This is a genomic window from Calditrichota bacterium, assembly GCA_013152715.1.
Taxonomy (GTDB): domain Bacteria; phylum Zhuqueibacterota; class Zhuqueibacteria; order Thermofontimicrobiales; family Thermofontimicrobiaceae; genus 4484-87.
This window is the reverse complement of the sequence record JAADFU010000097.1, coordinates 16294-35767: the sequence shown is the minus strand read 5'-3', so window position 1 is coordinate 35767 and position 19474 is coordinate 16294. Positions and strand designations below refer to the sequence as shown.

The 19474-nt window shown below is 44.7% G+C and carries 9 protein-coding genes and 1 pseudogene; 7 read left to right on the top strand and 3 right to left on the bottom strand.

Translation table 11 applies throughout. The annotated features are described in order from the left end of the window. The first annotated feature begins 8 nt into the window (after nucleotides 1-8). From GXO74_08200 to GXO74_08170, 7 genes are all read left to right on the top strand, one after another. Complete coding sequence (locus GXO74_08200) at nucleotides 9-3194, top strand: hypothetical protein (protein ID NOZ61649.1); 3186 nt, start codon at nucleotides 9-11, stop codon at nucleotides 3192-3194. A gap of 30 nt (nucleotides 3195-3224) precedes the next feature. After that, complete coding sequence (locus GXO74_08195; GenBank protein ID NOZ61648.1) at nucleotides 3225-4253, top strand: PorV/PorQ family protein; 1029 nt, start codon at nucleotides 3225-3227, stop codon at nucleotides 4251-4253. A 119-nt stretch (nucleotides 4254-4372) separates the two neighbouring features. After that, on the top strand, nucleotides 4373-5011 hold the full coding sequence (locus tag GXO74_08190) for a hypothetical protein (protein NOZ61647.1): 639 nt from the start codon (nucleotides 4373-4375) through the stop codon (nucleotides 5009-5011). A gap of 19 nt (nucleotides 5012-5030) precedes the next feature. Next, on the top strand, nucleotides 5031-6389 hold the full coding sequence (locus GXO74_08185; GenBank protein ID NOZ61646.1) for a GWxTD domain-containing protein: 1359 nt from the start codon (nucleotides 5031-5033) through the stop codon (nucleotides 6387-6389). Nucleotides 6390-6490: 101 nt separating this feature from the next. Further along, nucleotides 6491-8770 carry a tetratricopeptide repeat protein gene (locus tag GXO74_08180; protein ID NOZ61645.1) on the top strand — a complete coding sequence of 760 codons (2280 nt, stop codon included), beginning with the start codon at nucleotides 6491-6493 and terminating at the stop codon, nucleotides 8768-8770. Nucleotides 8771-8924: 154 nt separating this feature from the next. Then, nucleotides 8925-10427: a sodium:alanine symporter family protein gene (locus GXO74_08175; protein ID NOZ61644.1), complete on the top strand. Its 1503-nt coding sequence runs from the start codon at nucleotides 8925-8927 to the stop codon at nucleotides 10425-10427. Nucleotides 10428-10854: 427 nt separating this feature from the next. Continuing rightward, the gene (locus GXO74_08170; protein ID NOZ61643.1) at nucleotides 10855-13926 is read left to right on the top strand and encodes a T9SS type A sorting domain-containing protein; all 3072 of its coding nucleotides are present in this window, start codon (nucleotides 10855-10857) and stop codon (nucleotides 13924-13926) included. A 28-nt stretch (nucleotides 13927-13954) separates the two neighbouring features. Here GXO74_08170 and GXO74_08165 read toward each other — a convergent pair whose 3' ends face one another. From GXO74_08165 to GXO74_08155, 3 genes and pseudogenes are all read right to left on the bottom strand, one after another. Continuing rightward, nucleotides 13955-14470, bottom strand: coding sequence for a hypothetical protein (locus GXO74_08165; protein ID NOZ61642.1), 516 nt, complete (start codon nucleotides 14468-14470; stop codon nucleotides 13955-13957). An 80-nt stretch (nucleotides 14471-14550) separates the two neighbouring features. Next, a pseudogene (locus tag GXO74_08160) lies at nucleotides 14551-17805 on the bottom strand (methylmalonyl-CoA mutase). Nucleotides 17806-17891: 86 nt separating this feature from the next. Further along, the gene (locus tag GXO74_08155) at nucleotides 17892-19034 is read right to left on the bottom strand and encodes an acyl-CoA dehydrogenase (GenBank protein ID NOZ61641.1); all 1143 of its coding nucleotides are present in this window, start codon (nucleotides 19032-19034) and stop codon (nucleotides 17892-17894) included. Nucleotides 19035-19474 lie beyond the last annotated feature (440 nt).

Genomic DNA, 19474 nt, shown 5'->3' with positions numbered 1-19474 from the left:
GATCAAAAATGATACGTTTCAAGAACGAGAAAAAATATCTAATCATCCCAGTCCTGTTATTCCTTTTCTGGGCCATGACATTGCAGGCTCAGCAGAAGAAGAACAAAGAATTACTGGGCGATGTCGAAAATTTGACATTACAGAAACCCGCCAGCATCTTCGACCGGGGAATAGCATTTATGGATGCCGGCGAGATGCAGGTCAATGGTGTCGAAAACTACGGAATGATCGGGAGACGCGGCTTTCCATATTGTAAACATGGCTACTGGGGCGAAGTACGCTGGATTATTCCTTTTCTTGCCGTTCCACCGCAGCCCTGGGCAACAAATATTGTCACAGAAGATGGAAACGTCGTTGATCGCAGCCAATACTACAACGTGCTGGAAAGCATCACCTGCTATTTCTGCGAACCTGAACAAGACACGAATTATCCTGATTGGGAGGCGAAAGACGGATCGCGCACAACGCTCATGGGCGACGACACCTGGTCGGATAGACCCTTGATCGCCACGAGCACGAGACCAAATTCCTGGCCTCAAGGATATTGGGATAAAGATCCAATGTCAGCCACTTATGGGCAATTCATTGAAACGCCCGGTGAGCGTCATTGGCCCGGTTATTGGGCAATCGATCCCGACCCGGAGTCGCCAACTTTTGGCAAACCCATTGAAAACAAATTTGTTTCTGATAAAGACATTTTCTTTATCATGGACGACAAATGGAATGGAATTCGCCAGGGAGATGAAAACAATTTGGGTTATCCCATTGGCTTTGATATGGAAGTATCAGGCTATTGCTATTCAACAACTGCCTACAAAGATATCGTCTTCTTCAATTACAACTTGATCTATCGCAAAAAAGACGAAGTCGCCGTCGAAGACCCGACGCGTCAAGTTTACGATCAACCCATCGATAGTCTCTATTTTGGCTTTTTGATAGACCCGGATCTGCCGGGGCGCGATCCGTTGGGATACACGATGGATCCCTGGGCAGAAGATGACTATTGCCTTGCCGATACACAACGAAATATTTTCCTGATGTTTGACAAAGATGGCTATGATCGGGATGCAGATGATATTAACTCCGAAGGACCTGTTTCGGCTTATGCCATTGCCTTTTTAAAAACTCCTAAAGATATAGGTTTGACCGGATACCATTTCTTCACTCAGGAAGATTACGATGCTGCCAACCGCGGCATTGAGGTGGAAAATATCATGTATGCCATGGCAAGCGGCAATAAAGATCTGCTCACACCGCAAATGCAACAAAAATATTTTCATGGTGACGATCCGCAATTTGACGATCTGCAAAAAATGCGCGATATTCAGGAATCCGTCGCTCCGGGTAATCGCCCGGACCTGTGGTTTACGATGTCGTCGGGGCCTTTCTCCATTTCTCCGGGAGACACGCTGCCGCTGCATTTCTGTATTGTCGGCGGGAAGGATAACCCTGGCGCGCTTGACGCCGATGGCTTTCCGACAAATCCGTACGAGGTTCGTTTTGCCGATGTGATTTCTAATTTTGACAAAGCAATGGATTTGTACAATAACAAATTCCAGGGCACGGGTCCTCCTCGTACTCCGACACTGAATGCGGTGGGGACAAAAACCGTCGACGACGATGGTTTGCCCATTGTTTATACGGAAAACGGGAAAGTCACGCTGTACTGGGACGATATCGCTGAAAAATCCCGAGATATCCTCACCAAAAAACGCGATTTTGAAGGTTATAAAATCTATCGGGCCTACGTCGATAGGAAATTGGACTACGTGGACTGGGGCCAGGAAATATATGAAGTGACCGAAACCGGTGAAATCGGCGATATTCTTGCTTACGTTCCGGTTTTTCAATGCGACAAAATTGACGACTATTCAGGAATGGATCCGTATCAATACTGGTTTTACGTCGGGAATAATACGGGAATTGTCCATTCGTGGACAGACAATGACGTCGTCAATGGCGTCCGTTATCGCTACGCCATTACCGCTTACGATCACTGGTATGACGACCCCTATTTTTTTAATTGCAACGAAACTTCCAAAGGCAAATCGCCTCGCGACTTGAATGTGGTTGACGTTATTTCGGGAGTTCATCCGGCTGGCTACATTCCGGCGAACAGTGACACTGTTTTTCAACGAATCAAAGGAGTGGGCAACGGCGTCATTCAGATGGAGATCGTTGATGACAATGAAGTTCTCGGCCATAATTACACGTTATCTTTTACCGACACAAATGGCTTTCTTGAATACAATGTGTTCGACGAGGATGACGGCGTCTTCAAAGTCACCGGCAGCACCAACATCGTCAGCGATACCAGCGGAGTTATTCCGGAGCCGTTTCCGTTCTTTGACGGCGTTGGTCTGAAAATCATCAATTACGACCAAGTAGATATTCTGGAATCTGAAACCCGCTGGACTTCCGTGTCTGCCGATACGTCTGATTATCAGGTTGACATCATCACGGGGCTAAAAGCGATTCCGGCAAATTACGAAATCAGATTTATGGGTGAAAATTCCGACACCAACGCTGTGGGAACGATGCCGCTGCCGTTCCAAGTCTGGAATATCAGTACGGACCCGCCCACTCAAATCGATTTATTGTTTACACCGCCGCAGGAAAGCTATCCCAATGGCGGACAGGTGAGAATGTGGGAATATTTGACGCCAGGGTCTTCTGCCCGGACTTTCACCTGGGTGTTTTCCGTTTCGTGGAAACCGGACACAGTCATTTCCGGCACGGATACCACGATTGTGGACGAATGGGGCGTAGGAAATCCGCCGTCAATTGGCGACATTTTTACTTTTACTACAAAAAAGCCGTTTAAAGATGACCAATTCCGATTTCAAACTTACAAACCCAGCGCAAAGGTGATCCAGGACGACGATCTGGCGAACATCAAAGTTGTTCCCAATCCGTACGTTATCTCCTCTCGCACGGAGCTTTACACGGGAAGTTCGCAATGGAATTTGCACGAAGTACGTTTTACGCATTTGCCGCCAGAATGCACGATACGCATTTATACTTTAACCGGAGATTTGGTGCGGACTCTTGAACACACAAGTCCCACTTATGGCGAAGAACGCTGGGATCTTCTCTCCAAAGAAAATTTAGAGGTTTCCTTTGGCGTTTATATCTACGTTGTAAAAACGCCTTCAGGCAAAAAACGTATCGGAAAAATGGCAGTCGTCAAATAATTACAGCCATCAAATGGGAGATAAAAAAAGATGAAGAAATTCACAGTTTTATTGGTCATATTATTGCTAACCGTCTCCGCGTTTGCGCAGCAAGAGGTTAACAAAGTCGGCACAACGGCTGCCAATTTCTTGAAACTTGAGGTTGGCGCCCGTGCCGTCGCTTTGGCCGGCGCGTTTACGGCTCTTGCCAATGATGCCACCGCGCTGCATTGGAATCCGGCTGGGATTGCTTTTTCTAATCAAATGAAGGCAATTTACAGCAATACCAATCTTTACGCAGGCATTCGTCATCAATTTTTAGGCATTATTTTTCCGTTCTCTGCCAATTATTTCGGCGTATCATTCAATTATGTGGATATTGGCAAAATAGAACGAACAACGGAATTTGACCCCGAAGGCACCGGCTTGTTTTTTCAGAATTTCAGTATGGCGGTCGGGCTGAGTTATGCCCGCGTGTTGACTGATCGAATCACCTTTGGCGTCACCGCCCGTTGGGTGCATGAACAGATCTGGCAGGAAAAAGCAGACGGCGTCTCCGGAGATATCGGACTGATTTTCACACCGGGTTTGACTGGTTTGCGATTGGGAATGAGCATTACGAATTTTGGCCCAAGCATGGCGATGAATAGCGGGCCTCTGCAGACCTTTTATTACGCGCCGTTGCCGGATCAGCCGGGAACGGGAAACCGTAATTTAGAAGCTCAGTTGCAGGTCATGGATTATGCGCTGCCCATTAGTTTTCAGATGGGTGTCGCCTTTGATATCGCCGGCGCCGAGAGCGTTATTCTCCCGAACCCGAGCAACCGCGTCTCTTTCATTTTGGAAATCAACGATTCGTTCGACAACCCGATGCGCGCCAAATGGGCGATGGAATATGAGTGGCGTAAAATTCTGGCGCTGCGCATGGGTTACAAACAAAATTACGATCTGGGCGAGTTTACCTGGGGCGGCGGTCTGAAAATACCTTTCCGAAACATGGATTTGCGCTTCGACTACGCCATGGCGCAATACGGCGACTTAGGCAATGTCCATGTGACAACTTTACAGATCGGGTTTTGAATTTAATTCGAAAATTCAGAGCAGTGAGGAAACCAAACCCTTCTGGTAGGCGTATGCTTACAGAAGGGTTTGGCAAATTGGGAAACGACTCATAAGAAATGAGGAGCAAAAGCAAAATTATGAAAAAAATAACAATTCTCATGCCATTTTTGATTTTTATCATTGGCTGCGCTGGCGCGCTTCCGACGATGCACGAGCCGGTGGAAGGGAAAAATCTGATTATCGGTTCTATCATTTTCGAGAACAATGGTTATCAAAATCGCAACGACATTTATTTTGACAACATTGAGGTGGCAGTTATCGGCATTTACAAGGAAAATGGCAAAGAAAAAGTTTTTGGCAAATGGACGCGTACTGACAAAAACGGTTACTTCTTCATTCCCAATGTGCCGGACGGCCGCTACGGTCTCAAAGGGCTGCGTATCAACATGTCGGGGCAGGCGTTTTTGACTATTGTCAATGAATTTCGCACTCTTGTTGATAATTACAAAATATGGCCAAGCGAGAATATTGCATTTAGCGGAGAATTTTTTGACGTAAAGCCACAAAATCGGATTGTCAATTTAAAGCACAACTATTTTACTTTTTTCCAAAATCAAGAGATTAGATACGGCTCTTATGATAAAATCGACCGCTTTCAGGCATCCAACGGCGACGTCGTCAGCCGTCCGATGATTTTCAAATATTTCATTGATAGTTATCCCCAGAGCGGCTGGAATAAATATTTGCAAAAGGTTCTAAATACCTACCAATACTAAAAAAGCGAAGAAAAGCAAAATGAAGAAGCTATTTGTGACAAACGTTTGTTTGCTGCTGGTGCTGTTCAATAGCGCCGGTTGGGGTTCAGAAAATTCAACGACAACTCCTGCTGAAAAATTGCGTTTTTATGTCGATCAGGCCGCATTTAAAGGCGACGACGACGGCGTCAACGGCTATCTGGAAATTTATATTTCCATCCCTGCTTATCAATTTAAATATCAGCCCAAGGGGAAATCTTTTTTGGCAGCCTACGAAATTTCGATTTCTTTATTCGATGCAAATGAAAAATTAGCCGCTGAAAAAAAGTGGCAGGGATTCAATCAAATTGATTCTCTGAATCAAGCTGAAGGATTGACCACTTTAGATATCGCTGCATTTATGGTGCATCCGGCGACTTATCAGGCAAAAATTCACATTACCGATTTAAATTCACAAGCTTGCGGCGATGCGGCTATTCCCGTAACAATAAAAGCTTTCTCCGGCGATTCGCTCGCTTTGAGCGATGTCCAATTTGCGCGATCCATTAAAAAAACAACCGAGCGGAACAAATTTGTCAAAAACAAAATCGACGTCATTCCCAATCCGTCGCGGGCGTTCGGCATCGAATCGCCGTTTGTCTATTTTTACGGAGAAATTTACAACATCCCGCAAATGAACAACAAATCCACAAAGCTCACCAGAGCTTATTATTTAGTGGACAATCGCGGCGATACGGTGAAATCCGACATCAAGCAAATCTCCCCGCGAGGCAGTTCATCGGTTTGGGTGGGAAAAATCAATATTCTCGATCTCATCTCCGGGAGCTATGATTTGCATCTCATTGTCACCGATGCGGCCAGTAAAATGAGCGCACGCCAACAAGCGGATTTCTGGATCAACAATCCCTACAAAATGCTGACGTTCAAACAATACCGCAAAGAGGATATTGAAGAATTCAAAGCGCAAATTTACTACATCGTCGATGAAAACGAGCGCTCCTTTTTTGATCAATTAGCGACGCCGGCGAAAATCAATTATATCAATAATTTCTGGAAAAATATCGACCCGAAGTTTCGCAGCGAGCATTTGAAAAGATTTTACATTGCCAAAGAACGTTTCAGTTCCCCCACGCTTAAAGGCTGGAAGACCGATCGCGGCAGAGTTTACATCATGTACGGTCCGCCGGACGACGTCGATCGCCACCCCGCTAGTCTGTCAACGCGGGCGTACGAAATTTGGTACTACGAGCACATGCGCGGACAGTCGCTCGTCCAATTTGTATTCGTCGATTTAGGCATTCAGGGAAATTACCAACTCGTGCATTCCGATCTGCAAAATGGTGAACGTCAGGAAATTTACAATCCCAACTGGCGGGGTGAAATTCGTATTTCGCGATAATGTTTTTGTTTGATTGAAAAGTCATACTAAAAAGAAATTTTTTTCAAATAAACGGGCGCAATGCCCGTTTGTCTTTCCCCTGAAAATAAACTGAGGAAAAAATGGCGGCGAAAAGCAAATCTACGACGGCAAAAAATACGACTTTGTTGCAGAAAATATTGCTCATCGGTTTTGGTTTGCTCGTGATTTTAATAATTGAATTGCTATTGCAAGCGTTTGACGTCGCCGATCGCTTTTCCGAAGCAGACCCCTTTGTCGGATTCGAAAACGTTTATCCGCTGTTCGGTGAGAAGAAAGCGCCAAATGGGGAAAAAATCTATCGCACAAATTCCAATAAATTGTCATTTTTCAACGACCAGCAATTTTTCAAAGCAAAACCGGACAGCGTTTTTCGCATTTTTTGTTTCGGCGGCTCCACGACTTACGGCAGACCGTACCGCGCCGAAACTGCGTTTCCCCGTTGGCTGGAGATCAACCTCAATTTGGCGGATGCAACGCACCACTACGAAGTCATCAATTGCGGCGGAATTTCCTACGCCAGCTATCGCATCGTCAACCTGGTCAAAGAAGCTGCCAATTATCAACCTGATTTGTTCATCGTTTACAGCGGCCACAATGAATTTCTGGAAGCAAGAACGTACGAAAACATTTTAAAACAAGATGCGCGTCTCAAAAAGGTACGTGTTCTTCTTGACAAATTTCAAACCTACCGCTTGCTGCGCAAATCCGTCAATGCCATCAAACAAAAAATCAAACCGAAAAAAACAAAGCTGAAAGGTGAAGTCAGCGCCATACTCGACGCCAGCGCCGGGCTGGATCGTTACACCAGAGAAAGCATTCAAAAAAAACAAACAATTTCCCATTTTCGCTACAATCTGGAACGCATCATTCAACTCTCGCGCGAGCGCGCCATACCTCTGATTTTGTGTACCGTCGTCAGCAATGTCAAAGATTTCTCCCCGTTCAAATCAGAGCATAAATCAGACCTTTCCGCTGAACAAGTCAGAACTTGGGACAAATATTTTCAAAAGGGAATCCAATTTCAAGAACAGCGGAATTTTACAGAAGCGCTGACGAATTACTATGAAGATTTTTCCATTGACGATCAGTACGCAGAATTGGCTTTTCGCATTGCGCAGTGTTTGTACGCCACAAATCAATTTGAATTAGCTAAAAAATATTTTTTCCTCGCACAGGAATTGGACGTTTGTCCTTTGCGTGCACCCGCCGGAATCAACCAGGCGATTCGGAATTTGAGCGCCCAATATCAAATTCCGCTCGTCGATCTGGAACCGCTTTTTGCCGATGCACAAAATCATTCCATCCCCGGAAGCCGCTATTTCATCGATCACGTGCATCCGACAATTCGGGCGCAGCAGATGATCGCAGAAAAAATTGCCGAAACGCTGAAGCAAAAACAGCTCGTTCCCACGCAGAATCAGATTGATCAAAAAAAATTGCACAAAATTTATGCCGCTGAATTGCAAAAGCTGCCGACAAATTATTTTAAAGAAGGAATTTTGAACCTCGCCAAGGTGCTCGGCTGGGCAGGAAAAGAAAAAGAAAAATATGACATTTTGCGCCGCAACGCCGTTTCGCTGAAAAATAATTTCGAATATTATTACATGATCGGAAACAGCGCGGTGAAAAACGGCGAGCTCGACAAAGCCATTGGTTATTTCAAAAAAGCGATTGCACTGAATTCCGGTTTTTCCGAATCTTACACCAATTTAGGTTTTGCGCTGGAAAATTCCGGCTTTCCGGATGAAGCTATGAAAAATTATCAGAAAGCATTGGAATTAGACCCGGAAGACTATGTTTCGCAATCCAACATTGGGCGAATTTATTACATTCAAAACAAGCTGGAGGAAGCAAAAAAAGCTTACCAAGCAGCGATCAAACTGAAACCTGACTACCCGCACGCGCACGAAGGGTTGGGTGTCATCTATCACAAGCAAGGCAATTACAACCGAGCGCTTGAAGAATTCAAAAAGGCAATTTCCTATAATCCGAATTACGCCGAGGCCTACTATGATTTAGGGCTGGTGCTTTTTGAGCAATTTAAAACGGATTCCGCCATTGTCTATTTCAAAAAAGCCATTCAATGCCAGCCGGATTACGCCGACGCCTATTCCAGCCTCGGTGTTTGTTATTATCGGAAAAAGATGTTGAAGGAAGCAATTGAGAGTCTGGAAACTGCGGTTTCGTTGAATTCCAATCTTGCCAAAGCGCACAACAATCTCGCCGTCGCTTATCACAGCGCAGGAAAAATCGATCTCGCCTGGCAGCATATTCAACTGGCAAAAAATTTGGGTTACCAGATTCATCCTGAATTTGTCAAGCTGTTGCAAAAAGAGCGCGGAAAAATTAAGAGAAAGTAAGGGGGGGAATCGCTTTTCTCCGTGAACCGACCGCTACTTATTTTATTTCTTTGACATTTTTTGCTTGCATAATTAAAGATAAATTTTATTTTAGTATTTATTGCATCTCAAGTAATTAGCAACAGAAAACGCGAGTAACAGTGAGGAGACGCCAATGTCTGGAATTTTGGATGCTGTTTATGCTTTCATGGATTCATTTGTAAAATTCATGTGGGGCAACTGGATGATTGCACTGTTGGTAGGCACGGGCATTTTGCTCAGTTTGATGACGCGGTTTATTCAGTTCAGAAAATTTTTCCTTTCGCTGAAATATCTTTTTCAGGGCGGCAAAAAAAGCAAAGTTCTTAAAGACACTGAAGGCGATATTTCGCCTTTTGCCGCGCTAATGACCGCCTTAGCCGCCACAGTGGGAAACGGGAATATTGCCGGCGTCGCCGCGGCGATTGCCACCGGCGGTCCCGGGGCGCCATTGTGGATGTGGGTGTCGGGATTGTTTGGCATGGCAACGAAATATGCGGAGTGCTTTCTTGGCGTCAAATACCGCAAAGTTGCAAAAGACGGTTCTATGGCAGGCGGCCCCATGTACTACATCCGTTACGGCATTAAAAAGAAGCAATTTGCTAAATTTTTGGGTATGTTATTCGCAGTCGGGGGTGGGATGACTGCTCTCTTCGGGACAGGAAATATGATGCAGTCCAATTCCATGGCGCTGGCAATGAAACAGCAGTTTGGCGTCCCCACTTTAATCAGTGCCATCGTAATCACTGTTTTAGTCGGAATTGTTATTTTGGGCGGCATCAAAAGAATCGGCGCCGTGGCAGAAAAGTTAGTTCCGGCGATGATCATTTTCTACCTTGCCGGCGCACTGGCAATTTTAATTGCGAGATTCACTCAAATTGACGATGCTTTTGTACTCATTTTCAAATCCGCATTTTCCCTGCAAGCCGCCGGAGGCGCGCTCATCGGCACCTCGGTGCAAAAAGCGATCAGTTTGGGCGTGCGGCGCGGCGTGCTTTCCAACGAAGCGGGTCTTGGCTCCGCTGCCATTGCTCAGAGCGCAGCAAAATCGCCGGACCCGACGTTCAACGGACTTCTCGGCATGACCGGCGTTTTCATCGACACCATTCTGGTCAACACGCTGACGACTCTGACCATTGTTGTTACTGGTGTGTGGAAACTGACACCAGCGTGCGGCGTCGCATTAGTAAAGGAAGGACAAAAATTAACGCCTGATGTTATTAATAATCTCCATCCGCAAGTAATAGATATGGCGCATAAAATCGGCTATGATATTTCTGCCGGAGGCCTCTCCAGTACTGCACTCACTGTGGAAGCGTTTAATTCAGTCATTCCGTTCGGCGGCATCATCATCGCTATCGGCTCGCTGATTTTCGGCTACACCACGCTTTTGGGCTGGGCCTATTATGGTGAGCAATGTTTCGGGTACATCTGGGGTGTGAAATCTGACAAGATTTATCGTACAATTTTCATTGGTTTGCTATTTTTTGGTGCTTTGCTCACTGGTCATTACATGGACATCATTTGGAATCTGGGAGACAGCTTCAATGCAATTATGGCAATTCCAAACCTGATAGGATTACTATTTTTATCGGGTATTGTATCTAAAATTACCAAGGAAACTTTTAGCAAAAGCTAAATTTATGAATTGACCGCTATAAAAAACTGTTGAAGTAGTTTCATGTTTTGGGGTTTGATGGCATAACATCCGAACTATTAATTCGGTTGTTATGTCATTAAGCAACCAAGATCCAAAAAACCGTTTCAATAGTTTGCAACATACTTTTTATGACTTTAATTTAGAATTTTGGGATAAAGTTACTTATCATTATCTGCGGAAATAATCTTTATTGCGCATATAGATTCTTCAGAAAACATTTTTAAATCATCTGAAATCAAACCAAGCTTCAATGAAATTAAATTACAGGTTATGCAAAGAATGGCAAATGGTCCACAATTATCAATTGTTACAAAATAAATTTGACTATCGCCAGAATTTTTTACCAGCCAAAAATTCAAATAGGCCTTCTGTTGAAGATTGCCCAATCGTTTAAAGGAAATTCAGTATGAAAAAAAATTTCTTTCTTGCTATTAGCATCTTATTTCTTGCCCTTGTTATCAATATTAATGTCTTGATTGCTGAAAATCACCCGGAAGGGAAATTAGATGTATTTGTAACTTTCATAGTCACCGTTCCGGAAAATACTCCTGAAAGTGATACTGTTTTTATCGCCGGAACCATGAATAATTGGGACCCCGGATCAGGAGAAGGCTCTTCCTCCGATGATTTACCCATGACAAAAATTTCAGCCAATCAATGGCAATTGACGCTTTCGTTATCACCGAATAATACTTATGAATACAAATACACTCGAGGCAGTTGGAATAGCGTGGAAAAAGACGAACAGGGCAACGAAATTGACAATCGTGAAGTTCATGTACCGTTTTACGCCATCACGATTAATGATACCGTTTCCACCTGGCGGGATGTATTAAATCCGGTGACTCCGGAAAATGTCGATCCGGTCGTTACAATTTACAATGATTCCCCGCAAACTTCCATAGCAATCACCTGGGCTTCTGCAGCAAAAGGCACGAACACCGTTCGTTATGGGATTAACGACATTAGCGAGAATCAACTTGTCGTGGAAGAAAGTCGGGATATGGTCACAAAAAACGACAGCTTGATTCACGTCGCCCGTTTGACTGATCTGCAACCCAACACAACATATTTTTATCAAGTAGAAACTCAGGGAATTTATCAAAGCGATACGTTGAGTTTCACCACGGCGCCGCCGCAGGATAGCTCATTTATGTTCATTGCCTTTGGCGACAACCAGCCTGCGGTCAATACTACAATTTTAAATAACATTATCCGGGAACATCCGACGTTTGTGCTTCATACCGGTGATCTGGTGCAAGACGGCACCCAGCTCAATCAATGGTTTGATGTCTTGCATGACCATCAAAATCTCACAAGTACCACGCCAATGATGGTTATTTATGGTAATCACGAGGAAAATTCACCCTATTTGACAAGTTTTTTCACATTTCCCGACAACAGTTCTTCCGATAGCTACCAGGGGCATTGGTATTCTTTTGACTATAACAACGTTCATATTATTGGCTTGGATATTTACCAGGATTTTAAAGCAGGAAGTGAGCAACAAGATTGGTTGCTAAATGACCTTCAATCCATTGGCGAGGAGATTTCTTACACTATCGTATTCTTCCATGAACCGCCTTACAGCTCCGGTAAGCATGGCGGCAATCTTGAAGTGCAACAATACTTGCTCCCCATCTTTGAGGAGTACGGTGTCGATCTGATTTTTTGCGGACACAACCATCTTTACGAACGAAGTATCATTAATGGAATACCATACATTACCACCGGCGGAGCAGGAGCCACTCTTTACGACTACTATCCGGGGATTAATCCTTTTTCTGTATATGTCGAAAAAGTATTTCACTATTGCAAAATTTACGTCACCCGGGATAACCTGTGGGTCGAAATGATTCGTCAAAACGGCAGCGTAGGAGATGTGCATTATTCCATGCAAACGGACGGGAACGACAAAGACTGGCATTCATGGAAAATTGCTCCGATAGAAGACACAGACAATCTCCAGACAGATCCCGAACTGAAATTGGAACGTTTTTTCATTACACAGGATGCCAATTATTTTTACTTCGGATTCGACGCTCCTGCCCGGACAAAGGGAATTTCCTACGGAATGTATATCGACACCGACAATATACCGGGATCAGGAGGAACGACCGACCGCTGGGGCAAGGCAATTACCGCTGTTTCCCGTCATCTGCCGGAAATTGAAATTTACGCCTATCACAAAAATGACGATACCTGGTCAAGCAGCAGCCCCAAATTCTATCACTGGGATCAGGCTAACTCGCAATGGATAAGTGCTTCCGGCGGCATGGGCAGTCTGCCCACAGGCGGAATTTTTTCCATCGACAGCACCAATCGCTTTTTTGAATTAGCAATCCCTAAAACTGCGCCCGGTTTTAACGGCACAGATAGTTTTTTTGTGGAACTATTCACGGTGGGCGAAACCAGCGGCGCCGGCGCATCGGAATCAATTCCTTCAGATTCTTCCATTCAATTTACAGCAGAAAATAAATCCACTGCCATAACTGTTTTGACCAATTTTTATGGTTTCAATATGAGCAACGAGGAAAAACCTGATTCCAACACAATTTGCATTGACGGGGATCCGTCGGACTGGTTGTCAATGGGTATCGAGCCGTTAGCAGTTGACACGGATAGTGCCCAGCTCAATCCAGAATATCAGTTAGACTCGCTCTATGTTTACATGGATAGCGTCAATGTTTATTTCGGGTTCCGGACGCCCTGCCAGAACATTGGCTTGCATTTTGGGATTTACATTGACACGGACAATATCGTCGGGTCGGGCGGAACTTATGACAAATGGACATGTGACGTCACTGCCGTACCACGACATCTTCCGGACATTTCAATTTATGCGTATCACAAAGATACCGGAGGGTGGTCGGGAAGCAGTCCCAAATATTACACTTGGAACAGCGGAAGTTGGGTGCAACACACCGGAGGATATGGCTCGTTACCCACCGGCGGCGAATTTGCCCATAGCGCGGATAAGGATTTCGTGGAAATCAAAATTCCTCGCACGTCACCCGGGTTTCATGGCGTGAATAATTTTTACATTTCTTTGTTTAATTTTGGCAGCGCAAAAAAGGTTTGTGAAACAGTACCATCAGACCCGGCCGTCCGATTCAATGGTGAAAATAAGACAACTTCCGTGCAACTTTCTCAATTTGCATTTTTTCAGACGGAACCAGTATCGGTTAAGCAAGACAACACCGGACAGGTAATCGTGGGGTTTGATTTGAAGCAGAATTTTCCGAATCCGTTTAATTTGAACACAACAATTTCCTATCACGTATCCAAACCAGCACATGTCAAATTAGTAATCTATAACATTTCCGGCCAAATTGTCAAGACGCTGGTGGATGCGCAACAACGTGCGGGACATTACTCCGTTCAGTGGGATGCTAATACAGCAGCTTCAGGTTTATATTTCTACCATATCAGCGCTGGTGAATATTCAGCGACAAAAAAATGTTTGATTTTAAAATAAAATTGTCTTGATTCATCGTGCGCATTAATCACTTCAACGTAAATCGCCAGATGCAATAATAATCTTCATTCGTAATTTCTGGCGGACAACTGACCGCCTCGGTCTCGAATCGTTCATCAATTGTTTTGGCGAACAATCCGTACTCCACAATGCCAACGGATTTGCACGGAAAATCGGGCAGTTTTTTGCGGCGCCGCGCTGCCTGCACGCGGCAGGTGCGTACGCGATATTCCAGTACATTTCCATCGATGAAAATTTCATCTTCATTCAATTTCGAGTACAAACGAAATTTCAAAGCGCGCGCCAGTCCTGAAATTCCTGAATTCGGCGGCAGCCCCAAAAAATCAATCAGTCGTTTTGCTTCAACGACAGTAAATTTTCGCCAACTCTCCCGATCGCGGTCGATGGCCTCTTCCAGACCGAATTTTTCCTCTACCGAAAGAAACCAGCAGCCATCGTGAGCGAGCCAGTTTTTAGCGTAAATGTTCAATAGTTGAAAAAGCTCATCCTTTGACAGGTCTTCGATTCTGTCAGCTTGAGTCATTCGGTTCCCTTTCGTGATTTTGTAAAAGCAGCCAAGGTGTAGTACAGCTTAAAGGTGTGCCACACCTACGCGAATTTTGCTCAGATTCCTCTCCGATATTTCCCGCCAACTTCGTACAACACATGCGTAATTTGTCCCAGAGATGCGCGCTCGACAGTATTGAGCAGTTCCTCAAAAACATTCCCGTTCGCCAGCGCTGTTTCGCGCAGTCGTTCCAGCGCCTCTTTTGCTCCGGACTGATTTTCTGACTGGAACGATGTCAAATTTTCAAGAATTCCTTGCTTTTCCTGATCGCTGGCGCGGGTAATATTCATATTGTCGTACGGCGTCTCCCCTGTCTCACGCACGAATTTATTCACGCCTATAATCGGATATTCGCCGGACTGCTTCAAATCCTCATAATAGAGAGACTCTTCCTGGATTTTCGAGCGTTGGTATTGCTTTTCCATCGCTCCAAGCACGCCACCGCGTCGTGAAATACGATGAAATTCATTCAATATCGCCTCTTCCACCAAATCGGTAAGCTGTTCAATGATAAAAGATCCTTGATTGGGATTTTCGTTTTTCACCATTCCCATCTCATTGGCAAGAATCATCTGAATCGCTACTGAGCGGCGCACTGATTCCTCAGTCGGCGTAGTGATCGCTTCGTCATAGGAGTTGGTGTGCAAAGAATTGCAATTATCGTAATAAGCCATCAAGGCTTGTAGCGTCGTGCGGATGTCGTTTAATTCAATTTCCTGTGCGTGTAGAGACCGACCGGATGTTTGAATGTGGTATTTTAACTTTTGACTCCGCTCATTTCCGCCATACAAATCTCTGATGGCAATAGCCCAGATTCGCCGGGCAACGCGTCCGATGACGGCATATTCCGGTTCCATTCCATTGCTGAAAAAGAAGGACAAATTCGGCGCAAACTGATCGATTTTTAAACCGCGATTTAAAAAATACTCCACATAAGTAAAGCCATTCGCCAGGGTAAAAGCCAACTGCGTGATCGGATTGGCGCCGGCTTCAGCGATGTGATAGCCGCTGATACTGATTGAATAATAATTTCGAATATCATTTTTAGAAAAATATTCCTGCACATCGCCAATCAATTTCATGGCAAAATCGACGGAAAAAATGCAGGTGTTCTGCCCCTGGTCTTCTTTCAAAATGTCTGCCTGAACAGTGCCGCGCAATTTGCGGAATGTTTCAATTTTTAATTTTTCTTTTTCTTCAGAGGACAATTTTCTGCCTTGCGCTTCTGCTTTTTTCAATTCCCGGCGAAACGCAACCATGAAATACATCGCCAACATAATTGGCGCCGGGGCATTGATGGTCATGGACACTGAAGTCAACGCATCGGTTTGATCGAAGCCTTCCAGCAGTTGATCCATGTCATCGATGGTACAAATGCTTACGCCGCTTTCACCGATTTTGCCGTAAATGTCCGGTTCCGTCGCCGGATCTTCGCCGTAGAGCGTGATGCCGTCGAACGCCACGGAAAGCCGTTTGGCGCGGTCATCTCTGGTCAAATAATGAAAACGCTTGTTCGTTCTTTTTGCGCTGCCTTCACCAGCAAATTGGCGTCGCGGATCCTCTCCGGTGCGGCGAAAGGGATAAACAGCACCGGTGTAAGGAAAACAGCCCGGCAAATTTTCTTTGTAATAAAATTTGAGCAACTCTTCCCAATCGGAAAAATTCGGCAGCGTTACTTTCGGGATATTCAAGCCGGAAAGCGAGCGATTGAATAAATCCACTTCAATTTCCCGATGCCGCACTCTGTAGCGAAATTTTTTCTGCTGATAGCGCTCTTTCAATTCAAGCCAATTTTCCAGAAAATCTTTTGACTGCTGGGACAATTTTTTCCAAAGCTCATCAAATTTTTGGTGTAGCGTTTCTTTTATGGCTGCATCTTCGATCAAATCCATGCTTTTTTTCAAACTGTAACATTTACCGGCAAGCTCCGATTCCTGCCTGGCGCGCTCGTGATATTTACGCACGGTGTCGGCAATTTCCGTCAAATAATTCACGCGTCGGCTGTGGATGAGGCCGTACTCGAACTCCAATTTTGTCGGTAAAATTTTCAGCAGATTTTCTTTTATCTGATATTTTTTCTTATTTTGCTTCAAAATTAAATCAAGCAAATCTTTAAAAAGACGGTTGACGCCGTGATTGTTGAATTGGTTACTGCTGGTTCCGTAAACCGGCAAATCGAGTTCAAACAGAGATTCGCGATGCGACACTTTCACGCCATGATTGCGAATGTAATTGATCATCACTTCGCGCATGGCGTCTTCAGAGCCCGGCTTTTCAAATTTGTTGATCACAATGTAGTTGGCAATTTCCAGCATGTCGATTTTATCCAACTGCGACGGGGCGCCGTACTCCGAAGTCATCACATAAGCGGAAAAATCACTCACATCCACCGCCTGACTGTCGCCCTGACCAATGCCGCTGGTTTCCACAAAGATGACGTCAAAGCCACAGCTTTTGAGCACGGCGATGGCGTCGGTGAGCGCGAGACTGATTTCACTGGCAGACTCCCGTGTGGCAAAGCTGCGAAAATAAACGCGATCGTCATAAATGTTGTTGTAGCGAATGCGGTCGCCTAACAGCGCGCCGCCGGAAATTCGCTTTGACGGGTCCACAGTCAGAATTCCGATGGTCATGTCCGGCACAATTTTCAGGAAACGATTCACCAGTTCGTCGATGAGCGAGCTTTTGCCGCTGCCGCCAGTACCGGTAACGCCGAGCACTACAGATTTTCCTTTGTCGTGCTGCTGCAATTTTTCTAAAATTGGCGTCGTGATTTGTTTTTCGCCGATGTGATCCTCAAAAAATGAAATCTGCTGCGCAATCGTCAAATGATTTTTAGGTGAATTTCCCTCAATTACTTTTTCGCCAATGAATTTGCCGAACAACTGCTTTTCCGCTGATTTTCGTTTGTGAATGCGTTTGATGATGTCGTCAGCAATACCGTCGATGCCCAATTTTTGTCCGTCGAGCGCATGGTACAATCGTTCCACGCCGTAGGTTTCCAGGGCTTCAATTTCCGACGGCAAAATCACGCCGCCGCCGCCGCCGAAGACCATAATTCTTTCCGCGTGCGATTCTTTGAGTTTGTCCACCATGTAGCGGAAAAATTCATTGTGTCCGCCCTGATAAGAACTGACAAGTATGGCGTCGGCATCTTCCTGAATGGCAGTAGTAACTACTTCACGCACCGAGCGATTATGACCTAAATGGATGACTTCCGCGCCGCGTTTTTGCATCAATTTTCTGAAAATATTTATGGAAACGTCATGCCCGTCGAATAACGCCGCTGCTGTGATGACTCTTATGTGGTTCAATTCTCCTCCTTAAAAGATATATTTTCTTTTCACGCTAATTTACCCTTTCAAAGGTCTCGAACATTTGAAAGGACTTGATAAATCTAATCTCTCAACATATTTGCAGAAATCACAATTCGCATAATTTCATTGGTGCCCTCGTAAATTTCCGTAATTTTGGCATCCCTGAGATAACGTTCCACAGGGAAATCTTTGATGAAACCGTAGCCACCGTGAATTTGTATTGCTTTGTTGGCACAAAAAGATGCTGTCTCCGAAGCTTTTAACTTTGCCATTGCCGCCTCTTTTGAGTAGCGCAGGCCTTTATCTTTCATCACAGATCCCCGATAGGTCAAAAGCCAGGCTGCTTCATATTCAGTTGTCATATTGGCAATCATCCACTGAATCGCCTGAAATTTAGCAATGGGCTGGCCAAATTGCTGACGCTCTTTAGCGTAAGCAACCGAATCCTCAATTGCCGCCTTGGCAATCCCCAGCGCTTGTGACGCTATTCCCAGTCTGCCGCCATCCAGCGTGATCATGGCTATTTTAAAACCTTTATTGAGCTCGCCGAGCAAATTTTCTTTGGGAATGGCGCAATCTTCGAAAATCAATTCCGCTGTCGTCGATGCGCGGATGCCTAATTTATTTTCTAATTTCCCCACGCGAAATCCGGGAGTGCCCTTTTCCACGATAAAAGCACTGATGCCGTGGTGTTTTTGTTCCATGTCAGTGGAAGCAAAGACCACTGCTACATCCGCATTCGCGCCATTGGTGATGAAGTGTTTTGTACCATTAAGCACCCATTTATCGCCCTCTAATTTCGCTGTTGTTTTTACCGCGCCTGCATCGGATCCCGCACCTGGTTCAGTCAGCGCATGGCAACCGATCTTTTTCCCGGAACACATGTCAGGCAGATATTTCTTTTTCTGTTCTTCAGTGCCAAAACGAAAAATGGGATCCACTGCCAGAGACGAATGCGCAGAGACAATTACTCCTGTCGATGCGCAATACTGAGAAATTGCTTCCACAGCCAGCATGTAAGAAACGTAATCCATCCCGGCGCCGCCGTACTCCTCAGGATAAGCAATGCCCATTATCCCCAATTCGCCCAATTGTTGTACAATATTTTCCGGATATATCTCCTTATCCTCATTTTCAGAAGCCACAGGCGCAATTTCTTCCTTGGCAAATTTGGATACCATTTCTCGGAGCATTTTTTGCTCTTCGGTCAACAAATAATCCATTTTTCCTCCTCATGGTTTATCTTTAAAGTCAAAAAATGACTTAATAAATTCTGGTTTTTCTTCGATGCGAAGGTTGCGGTCTATTCAATTTTAATTTTGGTATTCTATAATAAAAAATGTTCTGACAATTTCCCGTATCTCGTTCTTTTGAAACTCAGCTTTTGCACCAGACTCTTCTAAGTCCCGAAAGGACGAGATAGTGGCTAATGTAGATTTAATCAGTCTTCATTTTACCAAAGAATAAAGTCGGTTCTAATTCCGAAATAGCCTGATATCCTCCTCGCTTTTATTAAAATTCGTTCAACATTTGGCGGATAACAGAGAAATTCACAAAAATTTCGTGAGTAAAATTACCAAAAAAAACGCTGTTACCAAAAATTAAGAAAAAATTAAAAATCCAGCGGGTGCCAGCACGGACGAAACAGGTGAATCGGTAATGA